The organism is Bradyrhizobium sp., from assembly GCF_035309285.1.
Lineage (GTDB): Bacteria > Pseudomonadota > Alphaproteobacteria > Rhizobiales > Xanthobacteraceae > Bradyrhizobium.
Genome location: NZ_DATGFH010000069.1, coordinates 19,836 through 41,603, shown reverse-complemented (window position 1 = coordinate 41,603; position 21,768 = coordinate 19,836). Strand labels below are relative to the sequence as shown.

Annotated in this window: 16 protein-coding genes, 1 tRNA gene and 1 pseudogene; 13 read left to right on the top strand and 5 right to left on the bottom strand. The window is 62.9% G+C overall.

Annotated features, from left to right (window positions below; genetic code table 11):
* Positions 1–42 precede the first annotated feature (42 nt).
* Positions 43–1,302, top strand: coding sequence for a Glu/Leu/Phe/Val family dehydrogenase (locus VKR55_RS13325; protein ID WP_324403928.1), 1,260 nt, complete (start codon positions 43–45; stop codon positions 1,300–1,302).
* A 6-nt stretch (positions 1,303–1,308) separates the two neighbouring features.
* Here the strand turns inward: VKR55_RS13325 and VKR55_RS13320 are convergent, their stop codons facing one another.
* On the bottom strand, positions 1,309–1,917 hold the full coding sequence (locus VKR55_RS13320; protein WP_324403926.1) for a MarR family winged helix-turn-helix transcriptional regulator: 609 nt from the start codon (positions 1,915–1,917) through the stop codon (positions 1,309–1,311).
* Positions 1,918–2,068: 151 nt separating this feature from the next.
* Here VKR55_RS13320 and VKR55_RS13315 point away from each other — a divergent pair, with 151 nt between their 5' ends.
* The 10 genes and pseudogenes from VKR55_RS13315 to VKR55_RS13270 all read left to right on the top strand — a co-directional run bounded on the left by VKR55_RS13315 (position 2,069) and on the right by VKR55_RS13270 (position 14,881).
* Positions 2,069–2,587: a flavin reductase family protein gene (locus VKR55_RS13315; RefSeq protein WP_324403924.1), complete on the top strand. Its 519-nt coding sequence runs from the start codon at positions 2,069–2,071 to the stop codon at positions 2,585–2,587.
* Positions 2,588–2,608: 21 nt separating this feature from the next.
* Positions 2,609–4,081, top strand: coding sequence for a 4-hydroxyphenylacetate 3-hydroxylase family protein (locus VKR55_RS13310; RefSeq protein WP_324403922.1), 1,473 nt, complete (start codon positions 2,609–2,611; stop codon positions 4,079–4,081).
* Positions 4,082–4,097: 16 nt separating this feature from the next.
* Positions 4,098–4,478 (top strand): cupin, encoded by a 381-nt coding sequence (locus VKR55_RS13305; protein WP_324403920.1) that lies wholly within the window; start codon positions 4,098–4,100, stop codon positions 4,476–4,478.
* Positions 4,479–4,623: 145 nt separating this feature from the next.
* On the top strand, positions 4,624–5,823 hold the full coding sequence (locus VKR55_RS13300) for an adenylate/guanylate cyclase domain-containing protein (protein ID WP_324403918.1): 1,200 nt from the start codon (positions 4,624–4,626) through the stop codon (positions 5,821–5,823).
* 404 nt (positions 5,824–6,227) lie between these two features.
* Positions 6,228–7,361, top strand: a complete 1,134-nt coding sequence (locus tag VKR55_RS13295) for an efflux RND transporter periplasmic adaptor subunit (RefSeq protein WP_324403916.1) — start codon at positions 6,228–6,230, stop codon at positions 7,359–7,361.
* The gene (locus tag VKR55_RS13290; RefSeq protein WP_324403914.1) at positions 7,358–10,498 is read left to right on the top strand and encodes an efflux RND transporter permease subunit; all 3,141 of its coding nucleotides are present in this window, start codon (positions 7,358–7,360) and stop codon (positions 10,496–10,498) included. The genes VKR55_RS13295 and VKR55_RS13290 overlap by 4 nt, the downstream gene beginning before the upstream one ends.
* 411 nt (positions 10,499–10,909) lie before the next feature.
* Positions 10,910–11,203 (top strand): SAM domain-containing protein, encoded by a 294-nt coding sequence (locus tag VKR55_RS13285; protein WP_324403912.1) that lies wholly within the window; start codon positions 10,910–10,912, stop codon positions 11,201–11,203.
* Positions 11,204–11,393: 190 nt separating this feature from the next.
* A complete protein-coding gene (locus VKR55_RS13280) occupies positions 11,394–12,776 on the top strand; it encodes an FAD-binding oxidoreductase (RefSeq protein WP_324403910.1) in 1,383 nt (460 codons plus the stop codon).
* A gap of 323 nt (positions 12,777–13,099) precedes the next feature.
* Positions 13,100–13,537, top strand: a pseudogene (locus VKR55_RS33080) (adenylate/guanylate cyclase domain-containing protein); the annotation flags it as partial.
* A 15-nt stretch (positions 13,538–13,552) separates the two neighbouring features.
* A complete protein-coding gene (locus VKR55_RS13270) occupies positions 13,553–14,881 on the top strand; it encodes a tetratricopeptide repeat protein (RefSeq protein ID WP_324403906.1) in 1,329 nt (442 codons plus the stop codon).
* Between the two features lie 79 nt (positions 14,882–14,960).
* On the opposite strand, the gene VKR55_RS13265 is transcribed toward VKR55_RS13270, so the two are convergent.
* From VKR55_RS13265 to VKR55_RS13255, 3 genes are all read right to left on the bottom strand, one after another.
* Positions 14,961–16,478: an FAD-dependent monooxygenase gene (locus VKR55_RS13265; RefSeq protein WP_324403904.1), complete on the bottom strand. Its 1,518-nt coding sequence runs from the start codon at positions 16,476–16,478 to the stop codon at positions 14,961–14,963.
* A 451-nt stretch (positions 16,479–16,929) separates the two neighbouring features.
* Positions 16,930–17,005 (bottom strand) — tRNA-Ile (locus VKR55_RS13260).
* Between the two features lie 99 nt (positions 17,006–17,104).
* Positions 17,105–18,079 carry a Bug family tripartite tricarboxylate transporter substrate binding protein gene (locus VKR55_RS13255; RefSeq protein WP_324403902.1) on the bottom strand — a complete coding sequence of 325 codons (975 nt, stop codon included), beginning with the start codon at positions 18,077–18,079 and terminating at the stop codon, positions 17,105–17,107.
* Positions 18,080–18,227: 148 nt separating this feature from the next.
* Here VKR55_RS13255 and VKR55_RS13250 point away from each other — a divergent pair, with 148 nt between their 5' ends.
* On the top strand, positions 18,228–19,172 hold the full coding sequence (locus VKR55_RS13250) for a TAXI family TRAP transporter solute-binding subunit (protein WP_324403900.1): 945 nt from the start codon (positions 18,228–18,230) through the stop codon (positions 19,170–19,172).
* A 134-nt stretch (positions 19,173–19,306) separates the two neighbouring features.
* Here VKR55_RS13250 and VKR55_RS13245 read toward each other — a convergent pair whose 3' ends face one another.
* Positions 19,307–20,518, bottom strand: a complete 1,212-nt coding sequence (locus tag VKR55_RS13245) for an ABC transporter substrate-binding protein (RefSeq protein WP_324403897.1) — start codon at positions 20,516–20,518, stop codon at positions 19,307–19,309.
* Positions 20,519–20,693: 175 nt separating this feature from the next.
* On the opposite strand from VKR55_RS13245, the gene VKR55_RS13240 reads away from it, so the two are divergent.
* Positions 20,694–21,767: a molybdopterin-binding protein gene (locus VKR55_RS13240; protein ID WP_324403895.1), complete on the top strand. Its 1,074-nt coding sequence runs from the start codon at positions 20,694–20,696 to the stop codon at positions 21,765–21,767.
* The last annotated feature ends 1 nt before the right edge of the window (position 21,768 follow it).

Genomic DNA, 21,768 nt, shown 5'->3' with positions numbered 1-21,768 from the left:
ACCGCCGCTTTAGTAACGCCTGCGCCAACAAGGAAGCCACTCATGACCGTATTCAGCGGGCCGGTGTTCGACATGGCCGTCAAGCAGTTCGGCGTCATCGCCGATCATCTGGACATTCCCGAAGACGAGCGCGGCCGCCTGTTGATGCCGAAGCGCGCCGTCACGGTGTCCTGCCCGATCCACCGCGACGACGGATCGATCGCGGTCTTTGAAGGCTACCGCGTGCAGCATCATCTGACGCTCGGCCCGACCAAGGGCGGAACGCGCTTTGCGGCGAGCGTCGACCTCGGCGAGGTCGCGGCGCTGGCGATCTGGATGAGCTGGAAATGCGCTCTCGTCGGGCTTCCCTACGGCGGCGCCAAGGGTGGCATCTGCGTCGATCCCTCCTCGATCTCGCGCCTCGAGCTTGAGGCACTGTCGCGGCGCTACATGCAGGAGATGATTCCATTCGTCGGGCCGCATACGGACGTCATGGCGCCCGATATGGGAACGAATGAGCAGGTCATGGCGTGGTTCATGGACACCTATTCCATGTATCAGGGCCGCACGGTCACCGAGATCGTGACCGGCAAGCCTGTTGCTTCGGGAGGAACGCTCGGCCGGCGCGAAGCGACTGGACGCGGCGTCGCGCATCTCGCGCGCAAGGTTCTGGACGAATTGGGAATCGCCGCCGAGGGGGCGACCGCGGTGATCCAGGGTTTCGGCAATGTCGGATCCTATGCCGCATCCGAGCTGCATCGCTTCGGCGTGAAGATCATTGCCGTCAGCGATCATTCCGGAGCGCTGACCTGCCGCTCCGGCCTGGACATTCCCACGCTGATGCGTCACGCGCAGCAGCACGGAAGTATTGCCGGATTTTCGTCCGAGCTTTGCTGCGATCCCGACAGCATCCTCACCATGCCCTGCGACATTCTGGTCCCCGCGGCGATGGAACAGGTCATCGACGCGACGACGGCGGAGAGGCTGCAATGCCGGATCTTGGCGGAAGGCGCCAACGGCCCGACGACGCCCGCGGCCGATCTCGTTCTCGCCGATCGCGAGCAGGAGATCTTCCTGATTCCGGACATTCTCTGCAATTCGGGAGGCGTCGTGGTCAGCTATTTCGAGTGGGTGCAGGACCTGCAACAACTGTTCTGGACGGAAGAGGAGGTCACGCGGCGCGAATACGAAATCCTCGATCGCGCCTTCGCGCAGATGGTGTCGCGCGCCAGGCAAGATCAGGTCTTCAACCGCACCGCAGCCATGGCCATCGGCGTCGAGCGGGTGCGCGCGGGAAAGAACACCAGAGGTCTATTCCCCTGACCGGCGTTACCGGGTATTGCGAAGCGGCGTCGCCCGTCGTTTCTTGCCAGAGTCCGGCAAGTTTGCCGCGGAAGGCCGCTGATTCTCCCGAGACTTGAGCTTCGCTTGCACATGCTCGGCGAGCTTCAACGCGCTATCGGCGTTGGAAGCGAGACGAGACAGCAGCCCGGACAACACTCTGAACTCCTCGCGGGTCAACATCCCAAACAACGCGTCGTTGACCGGGCGTTGCAAGGCGGCAAGGCGGATCAATCGGTTTACACCGTGTTGAGTCAGGGACAGTTGGACCCGCCTTCCGTCGCCCGGATGCGGATTTTTCTCGATCAGCCCGTCGGAAACCAGCTTGTTGATCTCGTTGGTGACGAAGGCGCCGCTGAGATACAGTCGTTCGGCGACCTGGTTGACCCCCATCGGTTCCTCCGCCGTCGAATTCTTGATCGCGATCAGGATCAAATACTGGGTAGCCGACAGGCCGGCAAAGCTCGCGAACGTTTCACGGGCGGATTCCAGGCCGCGACCGAAAGCGAAATAGTCATAGAGGAGGCCACGAAGCGTGCGGTCGCCATCCTTGTCGAGCAGCTCGGGCTTTGACGCAGTCAACAGCGCATCGATCACGGTCGTCCTCCCCGCGAATGGCATAGGTTCCGGGCTTCGCCTAAACATGCATGCCCGCGCAAGACAGCAGGAGCTTGACATTTCCAAATAGCTTTGTAAAGAAGCTAGGTAAGAATTACAATTCGGGGCGGAACGGTAAGGCAAGTGTCCAATGCAGGACCGTGCATTCAGGCGCGCTCTCGGGGAATTCGCGACCGGCGTTGCGGTGGTGACCGCGCGCGGCAAGGGCGACGGGCTCATCGGCCTGACCATGAGTTCGTTCAATTCCGTCTCGCTCGATCCGCCGCTCGTTCTTTTCAGCGTCGACCGCAACGCGCGCAGCCTGCCCGCGATGCTCGAAGCCAGGGGCTTTGCCGTGAACATTCTGGCGCGCGACCAGGAACACATTTCCAATCAGTTCGCGCGCACGCTCTCCAACAAATGGGACCAGGTGAAGACCTCGGTCGGGCATGCCGAGGCGCCGCTGATCTCGGGCGCGATGGCCCATTTCGAATGCGCGCCATACGCGAACTATGACGGCGGCGACCATGTCATCTTCGTCGTGCGGGTCGTCCGTTACACGACCCGCACCGAGGCGGCCGCGCCACTGATCTTCTTTCGCGGCCGCTATTGCGACCTCGTCGACGAAGCCCAGCGCGAGCCGACCTGGCCGCTGCCCATCCACTACTAATCTCGAGCCGGAGGAAGCACGATGCGCTCAGCCAAGGACTATCTGTCGGGCCTGCAGGACGGCCGCATCATCTACATCAATGGCGAGCAGGTCGGCGACGTGACGGCCCATCATGGCTTCCGCAACGTGGCGACATCGATGGCCGGACTGTTCGACTTCGCCAGCGAGCCGGCCAACCGCGAGCTGATGACGTTCGATGCCGGAGCCGGGCGCGCGAACCGCATCTGGCAGCTTCCCACCTCCCATGCTGAACTCGTTGAACGGCGCAAGGCGCTGGAGGCCTGGGCGGCGCTGCATGCGGGCTTCATGGGCCGGGCGCCCGACCACGTCGCGTCCTGCATTTCCGGGCTGTACATGGGGCTCGACGTGTTCAAGGCCTACGATCCGGCCCGCGCCGCCGCGCTCGAGGGTTACTACCGCTATGCCCGCGACAAGGATCTCTACCTCACCTATGTCATCATCAATCCGCAGGCGGATCGCTCAAAGTCGGCAAGCGAGCAGGCGGATCCCTTCCTCACCGCTGGCATCGTCGATCGCGACGCTGAGGGCATCACCATCCGCGGTGCGAAGATGCTGGCAACCGGTGGCGTCGTCGCCGACGAGGTGTTCGTCACGACGATCCAGCCGCTGCGCGCGGGCGAAGAGCGTTACGCGATATCCTTCGCTATTCCGATGAATGCGAGGGGCTTGAGCATGTTGTCGCGGAAGTCTTACGAGGCCGCAGCCGGCTCGGTGTTCGACAATCCGCTGTCCAGCCGGTTCGACGAAAACGACTCGGTCCTCTATTTCGACGATGTGAAGGTCCCGTGGGATCGCGTCTTCATCGACGGCAATGTCGAGATGTGCCAGAAGCAGTTCCACACGACGGCCTGTCACGTCTATCAAAACTATCAGTCGATGGTGCGGCTGAGCGTGAAACTGAAATTCCTGACCGGGCTCGCGCATCGGATTGCCGAGATGAATGGCATCACACAGTTTCCGCAGGTGCGCGAGACGCTGGGGCAACTCGCGGCCGAAAGCGGAATGGTGGACGCGCTGGTCGTGGCGATGGAGGCGAAAGGCCGGCAGGTCGGCCCCTATTTCGTCCCGGATCGTCACACGCTCTATTCCGCCCAGGTGCTGACCCAGCAGCTTTACCCGCACATCGTCAACACGCTGCGGGAGCTCGCCGGCGGCGGCATGATCATGCTGCCTTCGTCGGTCGCGGACTTTGCCAATCCGCAGGCAGCCACCCTCATCGAGAAGACCCAGCAGTCGCCGAAGGCGAATTCGCATGACCGGGTGAAGTTCTACAAACTCGCCTGGGACGCGGTCGGCTCCGAGTTCGGCTCGCGCCATCAGCAGTACGAGATGTTCTACGCCGGCGCGACCTTTGTCACCAAGGGACATTCCTACCGCACCTACGACTGGGCCGGGGCCGACAGGCTGGTCCAGGGCATGCTCGATTCATATGATCTGAACGGCGTCGCGGCACCATCCAGCAAGGCTGCTTGAACCGAGGAGACGAACAATGCCAGTCAACAAGAAGCACGACGAATTCTACACGCTGGACATGAACAGCGGCTGGGAAGTCCCGGCCGGCTATCCGGCCGGAATCCAGCAAAAGATCATCTCGGGAGGGCTGGACGAGCGGAACCGGCGCGGAACACGCACGCGCCTGCTGCGCTTCGCGCCGGGTGTCTATACCACCACGCCGTTTTCCCATGAGTATTGGGAAGAGGTCTATCTGATCTCGGGCGACCTGATCGTCGGCAACAACGAAAAAGGCGAAGGCGGCACGAGCTTCAAGCCCAACACCTATGCCTGCCGACCGCCGCATGCGGCTCATGGACCGTTCAAATCCGTCAACGGCTGCCTGCTGCTCGAAATGCACTATTTCGATCCGGTGTGAGCCATCCGACGCATTTGCTCAAATCAGCAAAGATCGGACGCCAGGGATGACGTCGTGAGGTTGAAGGTCGTCGTTCGGAGCGCGTGGCGGGGAGACGCGACATATCCTATATCGTGGGATGCGGTTCACCGCTCAGGAGCACGATATGGACGCGCCGTCAAACATCAATTCCGTCATCACGCATTCCGACAGCGACGTTGCGCACTGGCTGACCAACGACACGCGCGACGAGCGCTTCCTTGACAATATTTTCTCCGAGCTGTGTGTGCGGGTCCGGCAAGCCGGCATTCCCGTCAAGCGGGCGACGCTTCATCTCCTGATCTACCATCCGCAATGGCTTGGCGCCCGGATCATGTGGGCCGACGGGATGCGCGAGGCTGAGATAGGAAGGGTGGACTATGATGTCAGGGAACGATCCGAATTCATCGGCAGTCCAGCCAACGAACTTTTTGACGGTGCCACCGAGGTGCGGGAAAATCTCGAACGCGATCCGTCGCTGGGCCGTAAGCACGCCCTCTATGACGAGATGCGGGCGAAGGGCCTGACCGACTATGTGGCGTGGCCGCTGTATCATACGCTGGGCAAGCGGCACATGGTGACCTTTGCAACCGACCGGTCCGGAGGTTTCGAGGACGCCCATGTCTCCGGCCTGTCGAAACTGTTGCCGGTTCTGGCGCTGGTCAGCGAAATCCGCATGAAGAACCGGCTGGCGCGGACGCTGCTCGAAACCTATGTCGGGTCGCATGCCGGCGAGCTCATCCTGGCCGGCGCGACGAGGCGAGGAAGCGGGACGACGGTACGCGCCGCGATCATGATCTGCGATCTGCGTGATTTCACCCGGATCTCCGACAACTGGCCGCGCGATGACGTCATCGACCTTCTGAACGATTATTTCGACGCGATATCGGAGCCGATCGCGCGACATGGCGGGGAAATCCTGAAATTCATGGGCGACGGGCTGCTTGCGATTTTTCCGCTTAGCCAGCCCACGGCCTGCGCAAATCTGCTGCAGGCCGTGGCCGAAGCCCGTCAGGCCATGGCCGCCCTGAACGAGAGCAATGGCCAAACCGGTCGTGCGCCGCTGAATTATGGAATCGGCGTCCACGTCGGAGACGTCATGTACGGCAATATCGGGTCGCGCACCCGGCTCGACTTCACCGTCATCGGTCCAGCTGTCAACATGGCTTCGCGTCTCGAAGCTCTCACGAAGCAGCTGGGAAGACCGGTGTTGCTGTCCCGCGCGTTCGCCGACTTTGTCGACCGCGATTTCGCTCTCGAGCGCGTCGGCGAATATCCGGTGCGCGGCTTTAGCGACCCCATCGAGCTGTTTGCGTATCACGGCTGAGTCTCGATCTATCGCCAGGTCTCGCTTCGGTTCGACCGCATTCGTTGCATTTTGATCCCGTCGTTCAACTCCTGGTGAAGGTGCATAGCGCGCGGCTCGCAGGGCGCGCGCCAACGCCATCACCGGGTACGCGCCAACGCCATCACCGGGTACGCGCAGCCAGGGTTCAGGGCACCTCCCTGTTAGCCCTTGCCGCAAGTCCTCCTACGTCACCCTGCTCGTTTGAAGGCGACCAGAACAAACGGAAGAATGTATGATAGACAAGTGGGTCTATAGGTTGCATAGACATAGTATGCATAGACATCATTCTGCATAGACATAGTCTGCGTAGACCGCGTTAGACTGGGCTCGCGACTGGAGGCGTTCGGTTGCGGAAATTTGCTTTCGGGGCAGCCGTTGCTGCCATGCTTCTCCTCGGTGCGGTCGTCATGGTGTGGCGGCTGAGCGCTGCGGCCCACGCGCCGCCGGCGGCAGCGCCAACGGCGCTCCCGGGCGTCCCGGTCACCGCTGGCAGCGTCGCCGCCGCCGACGTGCCGATCGTGTTGCGCGGCCTCGGCACGGTGCAGGCCTATAACACCGTGGCGGTCAAGAGCCGCGTCGACGGCCACATTGTCAGCGTCGATTTCAAGGAGGGTCAGGAGGTCAAGGAGGGCGCCGTCCTGTTCCAGATTGACCCGCGGCCATATCAGGCGGCGCTCGACCAGGCGACGGCCAACATCGAAAAGGACCATGCGACGCTCGCCAATGCGCAGCTCAACTTCAACCGCGATGCCAAGCTGATCGAGAGTCACCTCGCCATCTCGCAGCAGCAATACGACACCGACAAGGCGACCGTCGCGGCCGACCAGGCGGCTCTCGACAGTGACAAGGCACAGGCCGAGGTAGCGCGGCTCAACCTCAGCTATTGCACGATCACCGCGCCGATCGACGGCCGGCTCGGCGCGCGGCTCATCGACAAGGGCAATCTGGTGCAGAGCACCGGGAACGCGACGCTCGTCAATATCACACAGATCAAGCCGATTTTCGTCAGCTTCACGTTGCCGCAGAACACGCTCGACGAGCTTCGCCGTCAGCAGGACAGGCGGCCGCTTGCGGTCGATGCGGTAGCGGGCGACAACGAGACCACACTCGCCGAGGGAAAGCTGACGTTGGTCGACAACATGGTCGACCCGAGCACCGGCACGATCCACCTGAAGGCGCAGTTCGACAACCAGGACGAGCGGTTGTGGCCCGGTGAATTCGTCAACGTCAGGGTTGTGCTGTCGGTGCGCCAACAGGTTCCCACGGTTCCGCAGCAGACCGTTCTCGAAGGGGCTGACGGCCACTTCGTCTATGTCATCAAGCCGGACGACACCGTCGAGCGACGTGCCGTCGAGGTCGCTGCGGTGCAAGACGGCAAGGCGGTCATCACCAAAGGCCTTAAGCCCGGCGAGCCGGTCGTCGTCGAGGGCCAGTACCGGCTCAACAACGGCGCCCGGATAAGAAGCCAGGCCCGCCCGCAAAGCGGCGGCGAGCGGCCGAACGGCGCGCCCCAATGAACATTTCCGAACCCTTCATCCGCCGCCCGATCGCGACCTCGCTGCTGATGGTGGGGCTGCTGGTATTCGGGGTCGGGGCCTATAATCTGTTGCCGGTGGCAGCAGTGCCCAATGTCGATTTTCCGACGATCACCGTCACCGCGCAATATCCGGGGGCCAATCCCAGCACGATGGCCTCGTCGATCGCGACGCCACTCGAACAGCAATTCATCTCGATCCCGGATCTGAGCGAGATGACGTCGTGGAGCGGCGTCGGCGTCACGTCGATCACGCTGCAATTCGAGCTGAACCGCAATATTGATGCCGCTGCGGGCGACGTGCAGCAGGCGATCAATGCGGCCAGCGGGTTGCTGCCCAAGGACATGCCGACTCCTCCGACCTACCGCAAGGTGAACCCGGCGGACTTCCCCATCCTGATCTACGCGATCCATTCCGACGCACTGCCGCGTTACAAGGTCGACGAATACGCCACCAACATCATCGCAGATCGCCTGTCGACCGAGCCCGGGGTCGGCCAGGTCTTTGTCTTCGGGTCGATGCCTTACGCCGCCCGCGTCCAAATCAATCCGCCATCCCTCGCCGCCAAGGGGCTGGGGCTTGAGGACGTCCACAACGCGCTCGCCGCGGCAAGTGTCAACCGGCCGAAGGGCGCAATCGAGGGCTCGGATCAGTCGATCTCTCTCGATACCAACGACCAGCTCTACGACGCCGCACAATACGGCAACGTCATCATTGCCTACAGGAACGGCGCGCCGGTACGCATCAAGGATGTCGGCGACGTCATCAACTCGGTGCAGAACAACCGACTGGTCTCATGGTTCGGCGCCCACCGTGCCGAGGGTATCGCGATCCAGAAGAAGCCGGGCGCCAACACCATCGCCGTGGTGAACCGGGTCAAGGCATTGATGCCCAAGCTCCGGCAATCGCTGCCGCCGGCGGTTCACATCGATCTGATGTCGGACCGCTCGGAGACCACCCGCGCGTCCATCCGCGACGTGCAATTGACGATGATGGTGACGATCGGCCTTGTCATCGTCGTGATCTTCCTGTTCTTGCGGACCATGTGGGCGACGGTGATCCCGAGCCTGGCGGTGCCGCTGTCGCTGGTCGCCACTTTTGCCTTCATGTACGTCGGCGGTTACAGCATCGACAACATTTCGTTGATGGGCTTGACGATTTCGGTCGGCTTTATCGTCGATGATGCGATCGTCATGATCGAAAACATCGTGCGCTATATCGAACAGGGCATGCGGCCGTTCGATGCCGCGCTCAAGGGCGCCGGGCAGATCGGCTTTACGATCATCTCGATCACCTTTTCGCTGATCGCGGTGTTCATACCGCTGCTGTTCATGGGCGGCATCATCGGCCGGCTGTTCCGCGAATTCGCCGTGACGATCTCGGTCGCCGTCGTCGCGTCGGCGGTGATATCGCTGACCCTGACGCCGGTGATGTGCTCGCTGTTTCTGAGACCGGAGGGGCTGCACGCCAAAGGCCGCTTCAACCGCGGCTGCGAGCGCGTCTTCGAGGCGGCGCTGCGCGCCTACGACCGCGGCCTCATTTTCATCTTCCGCCACCAATTTTCGGCGCTGCTGGCGACACTCCTGCTGATGGTCGCGACCGGTTACCTTTACGTCAAGATGCCAAAGGGCTTTTTCCCCGAGCAGGATACCGGGTTCATTTTCGGTGAGCTCGACGTTCGCCAGGACTCGTCGGTTGCCAACACCGACAAGATCCGGCGGCAGGTCGTCGATATCGTGATGCATGACCCCGACGTCCAGGGTGTCTTCTCCTACGCCGGCGCCACGCCATACAATCCCGCCGAGAACACGGCGCGCATCTTTTGGGGATTGAAGCCCTATGACGAACGCGCTGACACTGCCGAGCAGATTATCCAGCGGTTAAACAAGAAGGTGGCCGGCATCGAGGGCGCCAGATTCTATATGCAGGTGCCGCAGAACATTACCGTCGGCGGCCGGCTCTCCCGCACCCAGTATCAGTATACGCTGACCGACACCAATGTCGATGAACTCAACCATTGGGCGCCAGTCATCGAATCCGGCATGAAAAAGCTGCCGGAATTGCAGCAAGTCGCATCCGATCAGCAGATTGCCGCGGCGCACCTGGCCATCGACGTCGACCGCGACGCTGCCTATCGTCTCGGGTTGTCGGCCGATCAGATAGACCAGACCCTTTACGACGCGTTCGGTCAGCGGCAGGTCGCGACGATCTATACCGCGACCAATCAATACAAAGTCGTGCTCGAAGTGCAACCGCAGTTCCAGCACGATCCGAACCTGCTGTCGGAAATTTATGTGTCGAGTCCCTCTGGTGCGCAGGTGCCGCTGAGCACTTTCGCCCACTTCGCCCGCAAGAGCGAGCCGCTGCTGCTCAGCCATCAGGGCATTTTCCCGGCCGTGACGCTGTCGTTCAATTTGACGCCGGGAGTCGCGCTCGGACAGGCGGTCAGCGCCATCCAGGCCATGACCGAACGCTTGCACGTACCGCCGACGTTGAATTCCTCTTTCTCGGGGACGGCACAGGCCTTCCAGGATTCGCTATCGTCGATGCCGCTGTTGCTGGCTGCTGCGATCCTCGTCGTCTACATCGTTCTCGGTGTCCTGTATGAAAGCTACGTCCACCCGATCACGATCTTGTCGGCGCTGCCGTCGGCCGGCGTCGGCGCTCTGTTGCTGTTGATGCTGCTGCATTACGACCTGTCGGTGATCGCGATCGTCGGTATCGTCCTGTTGATCGGCATCGTCAAAAAGAACGCGATCATGATCATCGACTTCGCGTTGCAGGCCGCGCGTATCGAAGGCAAGGCTCCGCAGGAGGCGATCCACCAGGCGTGCCTGTTGCGTTTCCGCCCGATCATGATGACCACGTTTGCGGCGCTGTTCGGCGCAGTGCCCATCGCTTTCGGCACCGGCGGAGGCGCGGAACTGCGCCAGCCGCTCGGTGTCGCGATCATCGGCGGCCTTTTGGTGTCGCAATGGCTGACGCTGTACACGACGCCGGTCATCTATCTCTACCTCGAACGGCTGTCCCGCTGGCTGGGCGGCGCCTACCGGCCGTCGCGCGTGGCGGACGCGCTGGGGAGCGGGAAACCGGCGGAGGAACAGCAGGCGGCGGAATGACACCCCGCGCCTCTGGTGCGGTGAAAGAACGGGGCCCAGCCCGTCTTCGCTGTCGCTGCGCTCCGAGCTCCGCCGCACACGCTTGCCGAGCCGTAGCTCCCGGGCTCCGAGCGCCCGCCTTCGCCCTTTGGGCTCCGGCGCGGCAGCCTTCATTCGCTTCGCGAGCGAAGGCTGGTGGACCTGGCAGGACTCGAACCTGCAACCGGGCGGTTGTCAGCAACGGGATAAAACGCGATCATTGATTTTGCAGCGTTTTCGGTTGAATTCGATCGCGTTTGTTGTGTTTCGGTGAGATCATTTCTGGCGCGAAACTGGTGCGGTCCGCGGGGACATTTGGCCGCGCCTGCCTTTGATTCCACTTCGATAGGGAGTACCCTGCGCTTTCCAAGTGGCGCGAGGATCCTGTTTGACATGGCGGTCGAGCAGTGGCTGCGAAATTTGGGATTGGCCCAGTATGCCAAGGTGTTTGCCGAAAACGATATCGATTTCGACGTTCTCAGCGGGCTCACTGAAGCAGATCTCAAAGAACTTGGCGTGGCCTCGCTGGGTCACCGCAGGCGGCTGCTCGCTGCAATAAGCGAACTACAATCTGCATCGCCGTCGCACGTGTCGCCGACGGCCGAACTTCTTCGCGTTCGCAGCGCGTTTGAGAGCGCAGGTTTGGCAGCGTTCTTGCCAAGGGTCGACGCAGCCCTGGCGAAGTAAGGCTTGTGCAAGGAGCTGGCTCGAGCGGGACGTGCCAGTGTCTTCGCCCGGGCGAATAGGCAGTGAGGCTGTCGACGGCAGGCACAGCCATGCTCGGCCGCACCTCTCGTCGGCTATCTGGGTCGAGATCACGATGCGGAGCCCTGCCATCGCGGGCACGCATCACTCTTTGAAAAGTCGGGAGGGAGTCATGCAGAACACTGCGATTGACAAGTTGAAGCAGAGCCTGCGCGGTACCGTCATCGAACGAAGCGACCCCAACTACGACGAAGCCCGCGCGCTTTACAACGGAATGATCGATAAGATGCCCTTGATCATTGCCCGCTGCGCTGACGTTGCCGATGTGATCGCTGCGGTCAATTTCGGCCGCGAGAGCGGCCTGGTCGTCGCCATCCGAAGCGGCGCCCACAATGGGCCTGGTCTTTCCAGCGTCAATGATGGCTTGGTCATCGACTTATCGATGATGAAGGGCGTGCGGGTCGACCCTGCTGTCCGGACTGCGCGGGTCGGCGCAGGCTGCACCCAAGGAGACGTCGATCACGCCACTCACGCCTTCGGGCTCGCCGTACCGGCAGGTATCATCTCGACCACTGGCATAGCTGGACTGACGCTGAGCGGCGGCCACGGCTACCTGTCGCGCAAATACGGACTGACCATCGACAATTTGATTGGGGCGGACGTTGTGCTTGCAGACGGCAGCTTCGTTACCGCCAGCAAGGAAAATAACCCCGACCTGCTCTGGGCGCTCCGTGGGGGTGGCGGCAATTTCGGCGTCGTCACCAGCTTCCTGTTCCAGCTACATCCGGTCAGCATCGTCTTTGCAGGGCCAATTGCCTGGGATCAAAAGCACGCCCGCACGATCATGCAGCTCTATCGCGACTTTCTGCCGACTGTGCCGGAGGAACTCGGGATCTTCCTCGGGCTGAAGACAATCCTCTCAAGTGCGCCGTTTCCGGAGCAGTTCTGGGGAAAGCGCATATGCCTTCTGATGTCGTGCTACGACGGGCCGGAGCAGGAGGGCAGAAAGGCCATGGCTCCGCTGCTCGACGCGCTGCCCGATCCGTGGCTCAACTGGATGGGAACGATGCCCTATCCCGCTGTGCAATCCATGTTCGACGCGCTCTATCCGAAGGGGATGCAATGGTACTGGCGAGGGGACTTCGTCAAGACGCTGCCCGACGCGGCGATCGATGCGCACCTTGAGCAAGCTGCCAAAACGCCGAGCGAGCTGTCGTTAATGCACCTTTATCCGATCGACGGTGCTGTCCATCGCGTGGGCAAGAAGGAGACGGCCTGGAACTGCCGCGATGCCACGTGGTCGATGGTCATCGCTGGAATCGATCCGAACCCGCAGAAGGCAGGACCGGTGACGCGCTGGACCAAGGCGTATTGGGAGGCAGTGCATCCCTTCGACCTCAGCGGCGCCTACCCGAATTTCATGATGGACGACGAGGGTGACGCAAGGCTCAAGTCGGCATATGGGGACAACTACCCGCGCCTGGCCACACTCAAGAAGAAATACGACCCAGCCAACTTTTTCCGGGTGAACCAGAACATCAGGCCCGCGGCCTGAGGGCAAAAAGGGCCCGGCGAATTTCTGTTCACGGGCCGCCGCGGCGCAGGGCCCCAGCTACGACCATGCGCCGCCTTGCGGCTGGTCGAACATGCACATCAACATTGGTTTCATGATACTCATTCATCGTGCATCTCTGATGGCGAGATCGATGCGTTCGGCCAGGCCTCAAATCCCCGACCTCTGGAACCGGACGCGTTGGCCGCTGGTCGCTTGAGCCGCGTCGAGGCCAACAACGACGTTCACGCCGATGGATGGCGTCAAATCGTGTTGGCGCTGCGATCTGATCCATCGTACAATTTCAATGGGTTGGATTGCGAGCCATGGTGCAGGAGCGGCCAGTCCGAGTCGAGCGTAGGCTATCGGCGATCCTGGCCGCCGACGTAGCCGGCTATTCCCGGCTCATGCACAATGACGAAGAGGCTACGCACGCCAAACTGACCGCGCTCCTCGCCGGAGGTATCGAGCCCGCGATTGCGGAGCACGGCGGCCGCATTGTCAAGCACACCGGCGACGGCTTCCTGGCGGAGTTTCCCAGCGCGGTCGAAGCGGTCCGGGCTGCCATGCAGTTCCAGTCCCGTGTCAATGAACTGACCCGCGGCGACGCCGAAGGCAGCCGCATTCTCTTCCGTGTGGGGCTCAATATCGGCGACATCATCGTCGAAGCCCATGACATCTTTGGCGACGGCGTCAACATCGCGGCGCGCCTCGAGGCCATTGCCGAGCCCGGAGGCATATGCATCTCTCAGACGGTCTTCAATCACGCGCGCGACAAGGTGAATTTCGAGGTCGAGGAAGCGGGCGAGCAAGTTCTGAAGAATATCGCCCGACCTGTCCACGTTTACCGCATCATCGTCGATCCCGGCCGGCGGACCGCGATGCCGAAACCTGAGGAGCCGGCGCTCGCCTTGCCAGACAAACCGTCCGTCGCCGTGCTGCCACTCACCAACATGAGCGGCGACCCCGACCAGGAATTTGTCTCCGACGGAATCGCGGAGGATGTGATCACCGCGCTATCGCGCTATCCCTCGTTGTTCGTCATCGCGAGGAACTCGTCGTTCACCTACAAGGGGCGGGCGGTTGACGTGAGACAGGTCGGGCGCGAGCTCGGCGTCCGCTATGTGCTTGAAGGCAGCATGCGCAAGGCCGGCAACCGGATCCGCGTTACTGCGCAGCTGATAGAGGCGGCGACCAGCAATCATGTGTGGGCCGAGCGCTACGACCGCGACCTCGCCGATATCTTCGCCGTGCAAGACGAGCTTACCGAAGCGCTGACGACCGCGCTGGCCCCCGCCATTGCGGACGCTGAGCTTCGACGCGCCATGCGCAGGCCGCCGGGGAGCCTTGATGCCTGGGCAGCCTATCAGCGCGGCCTTTGGCACCTGAGCAAGGCAACCGCAGACGACGATGAGACTGCAGAGAAATTCTTCAGACAGGCAATCGAGCTCGATCCGACCTTCGGCGGCAGTTACAGCGCGCTCGCCTTGTACCAGTTGCAGGCTGCCGCGCTCTACCAGAAGATTGACCTGCGCGACGCGCAACGCTCGGCCGAAGCCCTGGCCCGCCGCGCGGTCGCGCTCGACGGAGCCGATGCGGAAGCCCGATCGTGCCTCGGCTGGGCGTTGCAAGCACGCGGTGAGGCTGACGATGCGTTGGCCGAGATCGAGCGCGCTCTCTCCATGAGCCCAAATCTCGCGATCGCACATGGCCATAGAGGCGCGACGCTGATTTTTGGTGGACGGCCCAAGGAGGGGGTCACGGCCCTTAACGCATGTCTCAGGCTCGATCCCCGCGACCCCTATCTGGCGGTCCGCTTGTTGCACATTGCTGGCGGTCTTTATTTATGCGGCGAATACGAAGCGTCGATCGAGGCCGCAAAACGTTTGATCCGATCGTATCCCGATTTTCCGATGATCTACCGCTGGTCCGCGGCGGCGCTGGGCCAGCTTGGCCGCACAACGGAAGCAGAGGAAGAATTGAAAAAGGCCATTTCGCGCGCACCGGGGGCACTCGACATGTATGTCCGCAAGAGAGCTCCGTGGTTTCGGCCAGAAGACCACGCGCACCTCGTTGAGGGTTTGCGCAAGGCCGGGTGGAAGGGGTGAGCTTTCTCCGAAGCGCAAGTTTCGGCCATGCGCAAATGAAATCATGCGCTCCTACCGCATCTGTCCTTCGCACCGCGCATCAGGGCGAACCTGTCATCCGCGCCAGAGCCGCGCGAAGCGATGTCACTGCAGCCACCCCAAGGCCGGCGTTGCCGGCATAAGCGATATAGCCATCCGGGCGGACCAGCGTCAGGCCGGGACGCCGTGCCGAATGCTGCTCGACAATGTCGGCGAACTCGTTGCAGAGCGACTTGGCGGCCTGAACTGTTGCGGCATCCAGATCGTCGCCTGTGAGCACCAGGAATCGACTTTTGATGCCGCTGCCGCCGCGAAGCGAATCGTCGAAATATCGCTCTCCGTTGCCTTCGACGATCGGGCTGCCGCGATAGTCAATCCCGAGCTGGGACAGCCTGCGGACGAACGCGCGCTGCACGGGCGGCAGGCGCGATATCAACGGGAAGAGAGCGTTGCGCAGAACCATGGCAACCCTGCTCCTGGTGCCAAGCGCCCTGGTCATGGCGTGGGTCAGCGCAATCACACCGCTGATGACCGGACGGCGTTCGGCGGTGTAGCTCTCGAGCAATTGCGCGCTGCCGCGTCCGCGCACGGCGAGATCGAGTTTCCAGACCAGATTCCAGGCGTCCTGCAGCCCCGTATTCATGCCCTGGCCGCCGAACGGACTGTGGATATGGGCCGCGTCGCCCGCCACGAAGATCCGCCCCTCGCGCAGGCGCGCGACCTGGCGGTGATGAATACGAAAGTAGCTGCTCCAGTGGAGGCTGCGTGCTTCGATGCCGCGCGGACCCCGCTCGACCAGTAGCTTGCGCACGAGTTCAAGGGACGGCGCATCTCCCTCCACCTGATCGATCATCGCCACGATCCGCCGCCGCGTCGCGCTCATCGGGAATATGGCGAGCGGCCCGAACTCGCTCGGGCAGAGCTGCATCTCGTCGGCCGGCAGCGCGTCGTTGGTCTCGACATCGGCCAGCAGAAAGGAGTCCTGGTACGCCTCGCCGGCGAAGGGCAGATTGAGAAGATGGCGCACCTTGCTGTGTGCGCCGTCGCAGCCGACCACATAGGATGCCCTCAGCCTGATCGTCTCGCCCTTGCGATCCAGAGTGACTTCGACACGACCGTCCTTCTGTTCGGCCGCGACCAGTGCGGTATCGTATTCGACAGCGCCGCCCTTGCGCGGCAACTCCTCGGCGAGCAGCCGCTCGGTGAGGTCCTGCGGGACCATCGCCACGAACCGATAGGGGCTTGCGGCCGGCTCGAACCTGACGCGGGCGAGCGTTCGTCCCGATGTGATCGCCGTGACCCATGTGACGCGGTTGGCCTTCTCGAGAAAGGGCGCGGCGATCCCCGCCATGTCGAAGATCTCGAGCGTGCGCGGAAAGATCGCGAGTGCCTTCGAGTGTTGCGATTGCGCCGCGCGCGCTTCGACGAGGCGCCATCTCAGGCCCCGGCGGGCGCATTCGTTGGCGAGGAACAATCCGACCGGTCCGGCCCCGGCGATCAGGACATCGGTATCGGTCGCCGCCTCCCTTTCGTGATCGGTCAACTCATTCATCACTGACTGGTCAGTCACTTCATTCATCGCTGACGCCTCCCGGTGTGAATCTTTGCTGCGGCTTGATGTGGTCGAGCATTCCCGAAAGTCCACCGCCGTCAATCGAGGATCATCGAGAATTTTCCCGACCGAAACCCGGAGACAGCCCCATTCTTCGGTCACATGTTGTCGAGCAGTCACACGCAGCTTGACAGGATTCTTCGTCCGGTTCGCGCGATAACGCCGCGGAATCTGCACTGGTGAAGCGGAGACCGTAGCCAGCTCAAATGGGAGCAGTCGTCTGTGGACCGCTGACGTACGGCAACGAGCAACCAGGCGGGGCGTTTCTGGCGCGGTGACGGCCGTGGCTTGCCGAGTCGTAGCTCGCGAAGCGAGCGTCCCCGGTCCGTCTTCGCTTTCGCTGCGCTTCAACCACGCCGGACACGCTTCACCCTTCGGTCTTGCGTGGCTGCGCCACGCGTAGCCCGAAGGCGAAGCGTGGTGGGCCCGGCAGGACTCGAACCTGCAACCAGACCGTTATGAGCGGCCGGCTCTAACCATTGAGCTACAGGCCCCGCCGCGGACTGCCGCCGGCTTGAGGCGGCGAGGCAACGGTGCGGCCCCCGTTTACAGGGGGCGCGGGCTTCCCGCAATGCCGCCGCGCGGCCTTCGGGTCAATCCACCGATGCCCCCGCGAACGCGACCACCTTGCGCCACTTCTCGGTCTCGCTGGCGATATACTTGCCGTAGTCCTCCGGCGAGAGCGGTTTCGGCACGCCGCCGAGCTGGGCAAAGCGCGCGACGATTTTCGGGTCCCTGAGCACCTCGCTGATCGCCTTGTTCAACGTCGCGACGATCTCGGGCGGCGTGCCCTTCGGCGCCGACATGCCGTAAAACACGGTGGCCTCAAATCCCGGCACGGTCTCGGCGATCGCCGGCACGTCGGGCTCGCTCGGCCACCGCTTGGCCGAGGTGACGCCGAGCGCGCGCACGTTGCCGCTGTGCGCCTGTTTCGCTGCCGTCGGCAGATTGTCGAAGATGAGCTGCACCTTGTTGGAGATGACGTCGGGCATCGCCAGTGCCGAGCCGCGATAGGGCACGTGCACCATGTCGCATTTGGTCATCGCCTTGAACAGCTCGGCCGACATGTGCACGGTGGTGCCGTAGCCGGCCGAGGCGTAGGAGATCTTTCCGGGATTGGCCTTGCAGTAGTCGATGAACTCCTGGACGGTCTTCACCGGCATCGCGTTCGCCATGATCATCAGGTTGGGCACTTCCGTGAACAGTCCGACCGGCACGGTGTCGCGGATGAAGTCGAAGGCGAGGTGCTTGTAGAGCGAAGCCGAGATCGCGTTGTTGGAGCCGCTGAACAGCACGGTGTAGCCGTCGGGTGCGGATGCGATGACGGCTGCGGTCGCGATATTGCCGCCGGAGCCGGTGCGGTTCTCGACCACAAATTGCTGGCCGAGATGATCCGACAGCGCTTGCGCCATGATGCGCGCCACGGTGTCGACCGGTCCGCCGGGGGCAAAGCCGTTGATGAAGCGCACCGGGCGGTCCGGATAGCCACCCGCTTGTGACGGAGTTGCTCCGCCGGCAACGAGGAATACGAAGAAGCCGAGCAGGGCGGCGCGCAGGAAGCGGGGCATGTTTCCTCCCGTCATCTCGTTTTGGCCCATGCTTTCATAAAATCCGGGGCTTGCCTACATGGCGCGGCACGGCAAAACTGCTCGCGTTGTCGCGCGTGAAGCGGCGCAACAATGAGTACGACAAGGAAACTCGCCCTGTTCGCCTCGGTTGGCATCTTGCCGCCAGCCTCGAGCGCCCTGGGCGGAAAAGGGAGGCAACACCATTTCCAGGACCACTATCAGCTTGGCTACGGCGACTCCCGGCGGCGGCTTTCCGCTCTATGGCAACGCCTTTTCCGAGATCATGAACGGGGCCGATCCGAGCCTGTCGATCGAGCCGCGCAACACCAAGGGCTCAAACGAAAACATCCCGCTGCTCGAGAGCGGCCAGGTCGATATTGCGCTCGTCGCCGGCGAGCCTTCCTACGAAGCCTTCATGGGGCTCGGCGGGCGGGCGAAGACATCGGCCAAGATCCTCACCGCGATGTATTCCTCGCCCGGCATGTTCGTGGTGCGCGCCGACAGTCCCTACAACACCATCGGTGATCTCGTTGATCACCCGGTCGCGTTCGGCGCCAAGGGCTCGGGCCTTCCGATCCTGTCGCGTTACATCCTCGACGGCCTCGGCCTGAGGCAGGACGAGGATTTCAAGTCGATCTATCTCGAACGCGCCGGGGATGGACCGGCGATGGTGCAGGACGGCCGCGCCGCCGCACTCTGGGGCGCCGGCATCGGCTGGCCGGGCTTCACCGCGGTGGCCAAGAGTGAGGGCGGCGCGCGCTTCATCGCGCCCGATGCGAACGAGATCGCGCGCATCCGCGCGAAACACTCGTTCCTGAAGCCTTTGACGGTGCCCGCAAGCAGTTATCCCGGCCAGACCGCGCCGATCAATTCCGTCGGCTCCTGGAGCTTTGTTCTGGTGCGCGAGACCCTGCCGGACGACGTCGCCTATCACCTCGCGCGCACGCTGCACGGCGTGGAGGCGACGTTTTGCCAAAAGCTGGCGCAGGCCTGCGAAACCACGGCCGCGAACACAGTCGCCGCCGCACCGGATGTGAAGCTGATCCATCCGGGGGTGCTGAAATATTTGCGCGAGATCGGCGTGGCGAAATAACGCGGTGATGGAAAATCATCGCGTCATTCCGGGGCGGTGCGAAAGCACCGAACTATGGTGCGCAGTTGCGCACCTGAGAATCTCGAGATTCCGGGTCCGGTCCTGTCGGACCGTCCCGGAATGACGGCTACCCGTCACTTCTTCACCAACTTACACTCCGGATTCGGCGGCCCGAACGCCTGCTCGCCGGGGATCGTGGTGAGGATCTTGTAATAGTCCCACGGATACTTGCTCTCCTCCGGCGACTTGACCTGCGCCAGCATCAGGTCGTGCACCATGAGATTATCCTCGCGCAACCTGCCATGGCGGGCGAAGAAATCCTCGATCGGCTTCTCGCGCATTTTCGCCGCGACCTTCAGCGGATCGTCGGTGCCGGAATCCCGCACAGCCTCCAGATAATGCATCACCGAGGAATAGACGCCGGCCTGCCACATCGTCGGCATCCGGTTCATCTTCGCGAAGTAGCGCTTCGACCATTCGCGGGTCCTGTCGTCCATGTCCCAGTAGAACGAGGTCGTCAGCAACAAGCCCTGGGATGCTTGCAGGCCCAGCGCGTGAATATCGGTGATCAGCACCAACAGCCCCGCCATCTGCTGGCCGCCCTTGGAGATGCCGAACTCGCCGGCGGTCTTGATCTCGTTGGTGTTGTTGGGAGGCCCGGCGGCAATGCCGATGATCTTGGCCTTCGAGGCCTGCGCCTGCAGGATGAACGACGACACGTCCGGCGTCGCAAAGGGCGGGCGCACCGCGCCGACCACTTTGCCGCCGTTGGCGGTGATCACCACCGAAGCGTCGCGCTCCAGCGAATGGCCGAAGGCATAGTCATCGGTGATGAAGAACCAGGAGTCGCCGCCGCGCTTGACGACCTCCTGCGCGGTGCCGACGGCGAGCGCATGGGTGTCGAACACCCACTGGATCGCATAGGGCGAGCACAGCTTGCCGTGGAAGTCGGCCGCTCCCGTCGAATGCACGATCAAGAGCTTCTTCTTCTCGTCGGCGACGCGCTGCACGGCAAGGCCTACGGCGGAGACCGGCACGTCGACGATCAGGTCGACCTGCTCGACATCGTACCAGCGCCGTGCGATGGCGGCGCCGATATCAGGCTTGAGCTGGTGATCGCCGACCACGAGGCTGATCGGCTTGCCCAGTACCTTGCCGCCGAAATCGTCGATCGCCATCTGCGCGGCCGTCACCGAGCCCTGGCCGGTCGGCGTCGAAGCCGGGCCGTTCATGTCGGTGAGCACACCGATCTTGACGACGTTGTCGGAAATCTGCGCGAGCGCCGCGGTCGAAGCCAGCATCGCGGCTGCAAGCGCTCCGAGCATCGGCAGTAGTCTTGATATCATTGTGTCTCCTCCTGATATCGCCGGCGCTTTGGCCGTTGTCGCATTTGCCGGCCCTGCCGGCCGGTGAATTGGTTTCTTTTGCAACTATTTTGGGGGCCGCGTCAACGCGTCCGAAAGGCAATGATCGACGCATCCGGCTGTGGATTCCAGGCGCGATCCGGTTCATACGGCCGTCATGGATGCCACCCAACGCCTGCCGGCCTCGCTCACGCCGCTCGACGTCGCGCTCGCCGCCCTGCTGCGCGATGTCGCACCGGTCTCCGCAAGCAAACAAGCGCGTCACGATGCGCATGGCAGGGAGTCTTCCGAAATTCCCGAGCTCGCGGCCTGGCCGCCGCATGACATCGCAGCAAGCGACGGTTGGGCGTTACGCGCCTCCGATCTCGTTGGCGCGTCCAGCTACACGCCGCTGCCGTTGAGCAGATCGCCTGTCTGGGTCGAAGCGGGCGATAAAATTCCCGATGGCTGCGACTGCGTGCTCGACGAGGATTCCATCGAGCGCACAGGACCGATCGCGCAAGTGCTGGCGGAGGCGATCCCGGGGCAGGGCATCCGTCGCAAGAGCGGCAAGATTGCTGATCCCGGCCGGATCGTCGCCGCGTGGCGGCTGAGTAGCCTTTGCGATGCCGCCTGCCGGCCGCGGCTGCGCGTCGTGAATAGTCCGGGCGGCGCGATCACGGCGAAACTGATCGCGAAGAGCTTGCGCGAAGCGGGCGTCGAAATCGTGTTCGTTGAAGCCAGCGCGCGCGATGCGGCTTCCATTGCCCCGCTGCTCGCGGGTAGCGATTGCGATCTCATCCTCACCATTGGCGGCAGTGGCGTCGGGCGCACCGATGCCGCGGTGATCGCGCTGACCGAACGCGGCGAGGTGATCGCGCACGGTCTTGCGCTGCAGCCCGGGCGCACGGCTGCGGTGGGGCGGATCGGCCGCACGCCGGTCGTCGTCATGCCGGGCGCTCCGGATCAAGCGCTTGCCGTGTGGTGGACGTTGGTGCTGCCCGCGCTCGATCGATTGGCGGGATGGCAGCATAAAGCCGTGACCCGGCCGCTCGCACGAAAGATCGCCTCCAGCGTGGGGATCGCGGAAGTGGTCCTGCTCGAAGAGCAGGACGGCGCCTGGCTGCCGCTTGCGGTTGGCGATCTCCCGTTTGGCGCGATCGCGCGGGCCGGCGCCTGGTTGTTGGTTCCCGGCGGCAGCGAAGGCTATGCTGCGGGAACGCCGGTCGATGCCTATTTGTTGCGGGAATGAA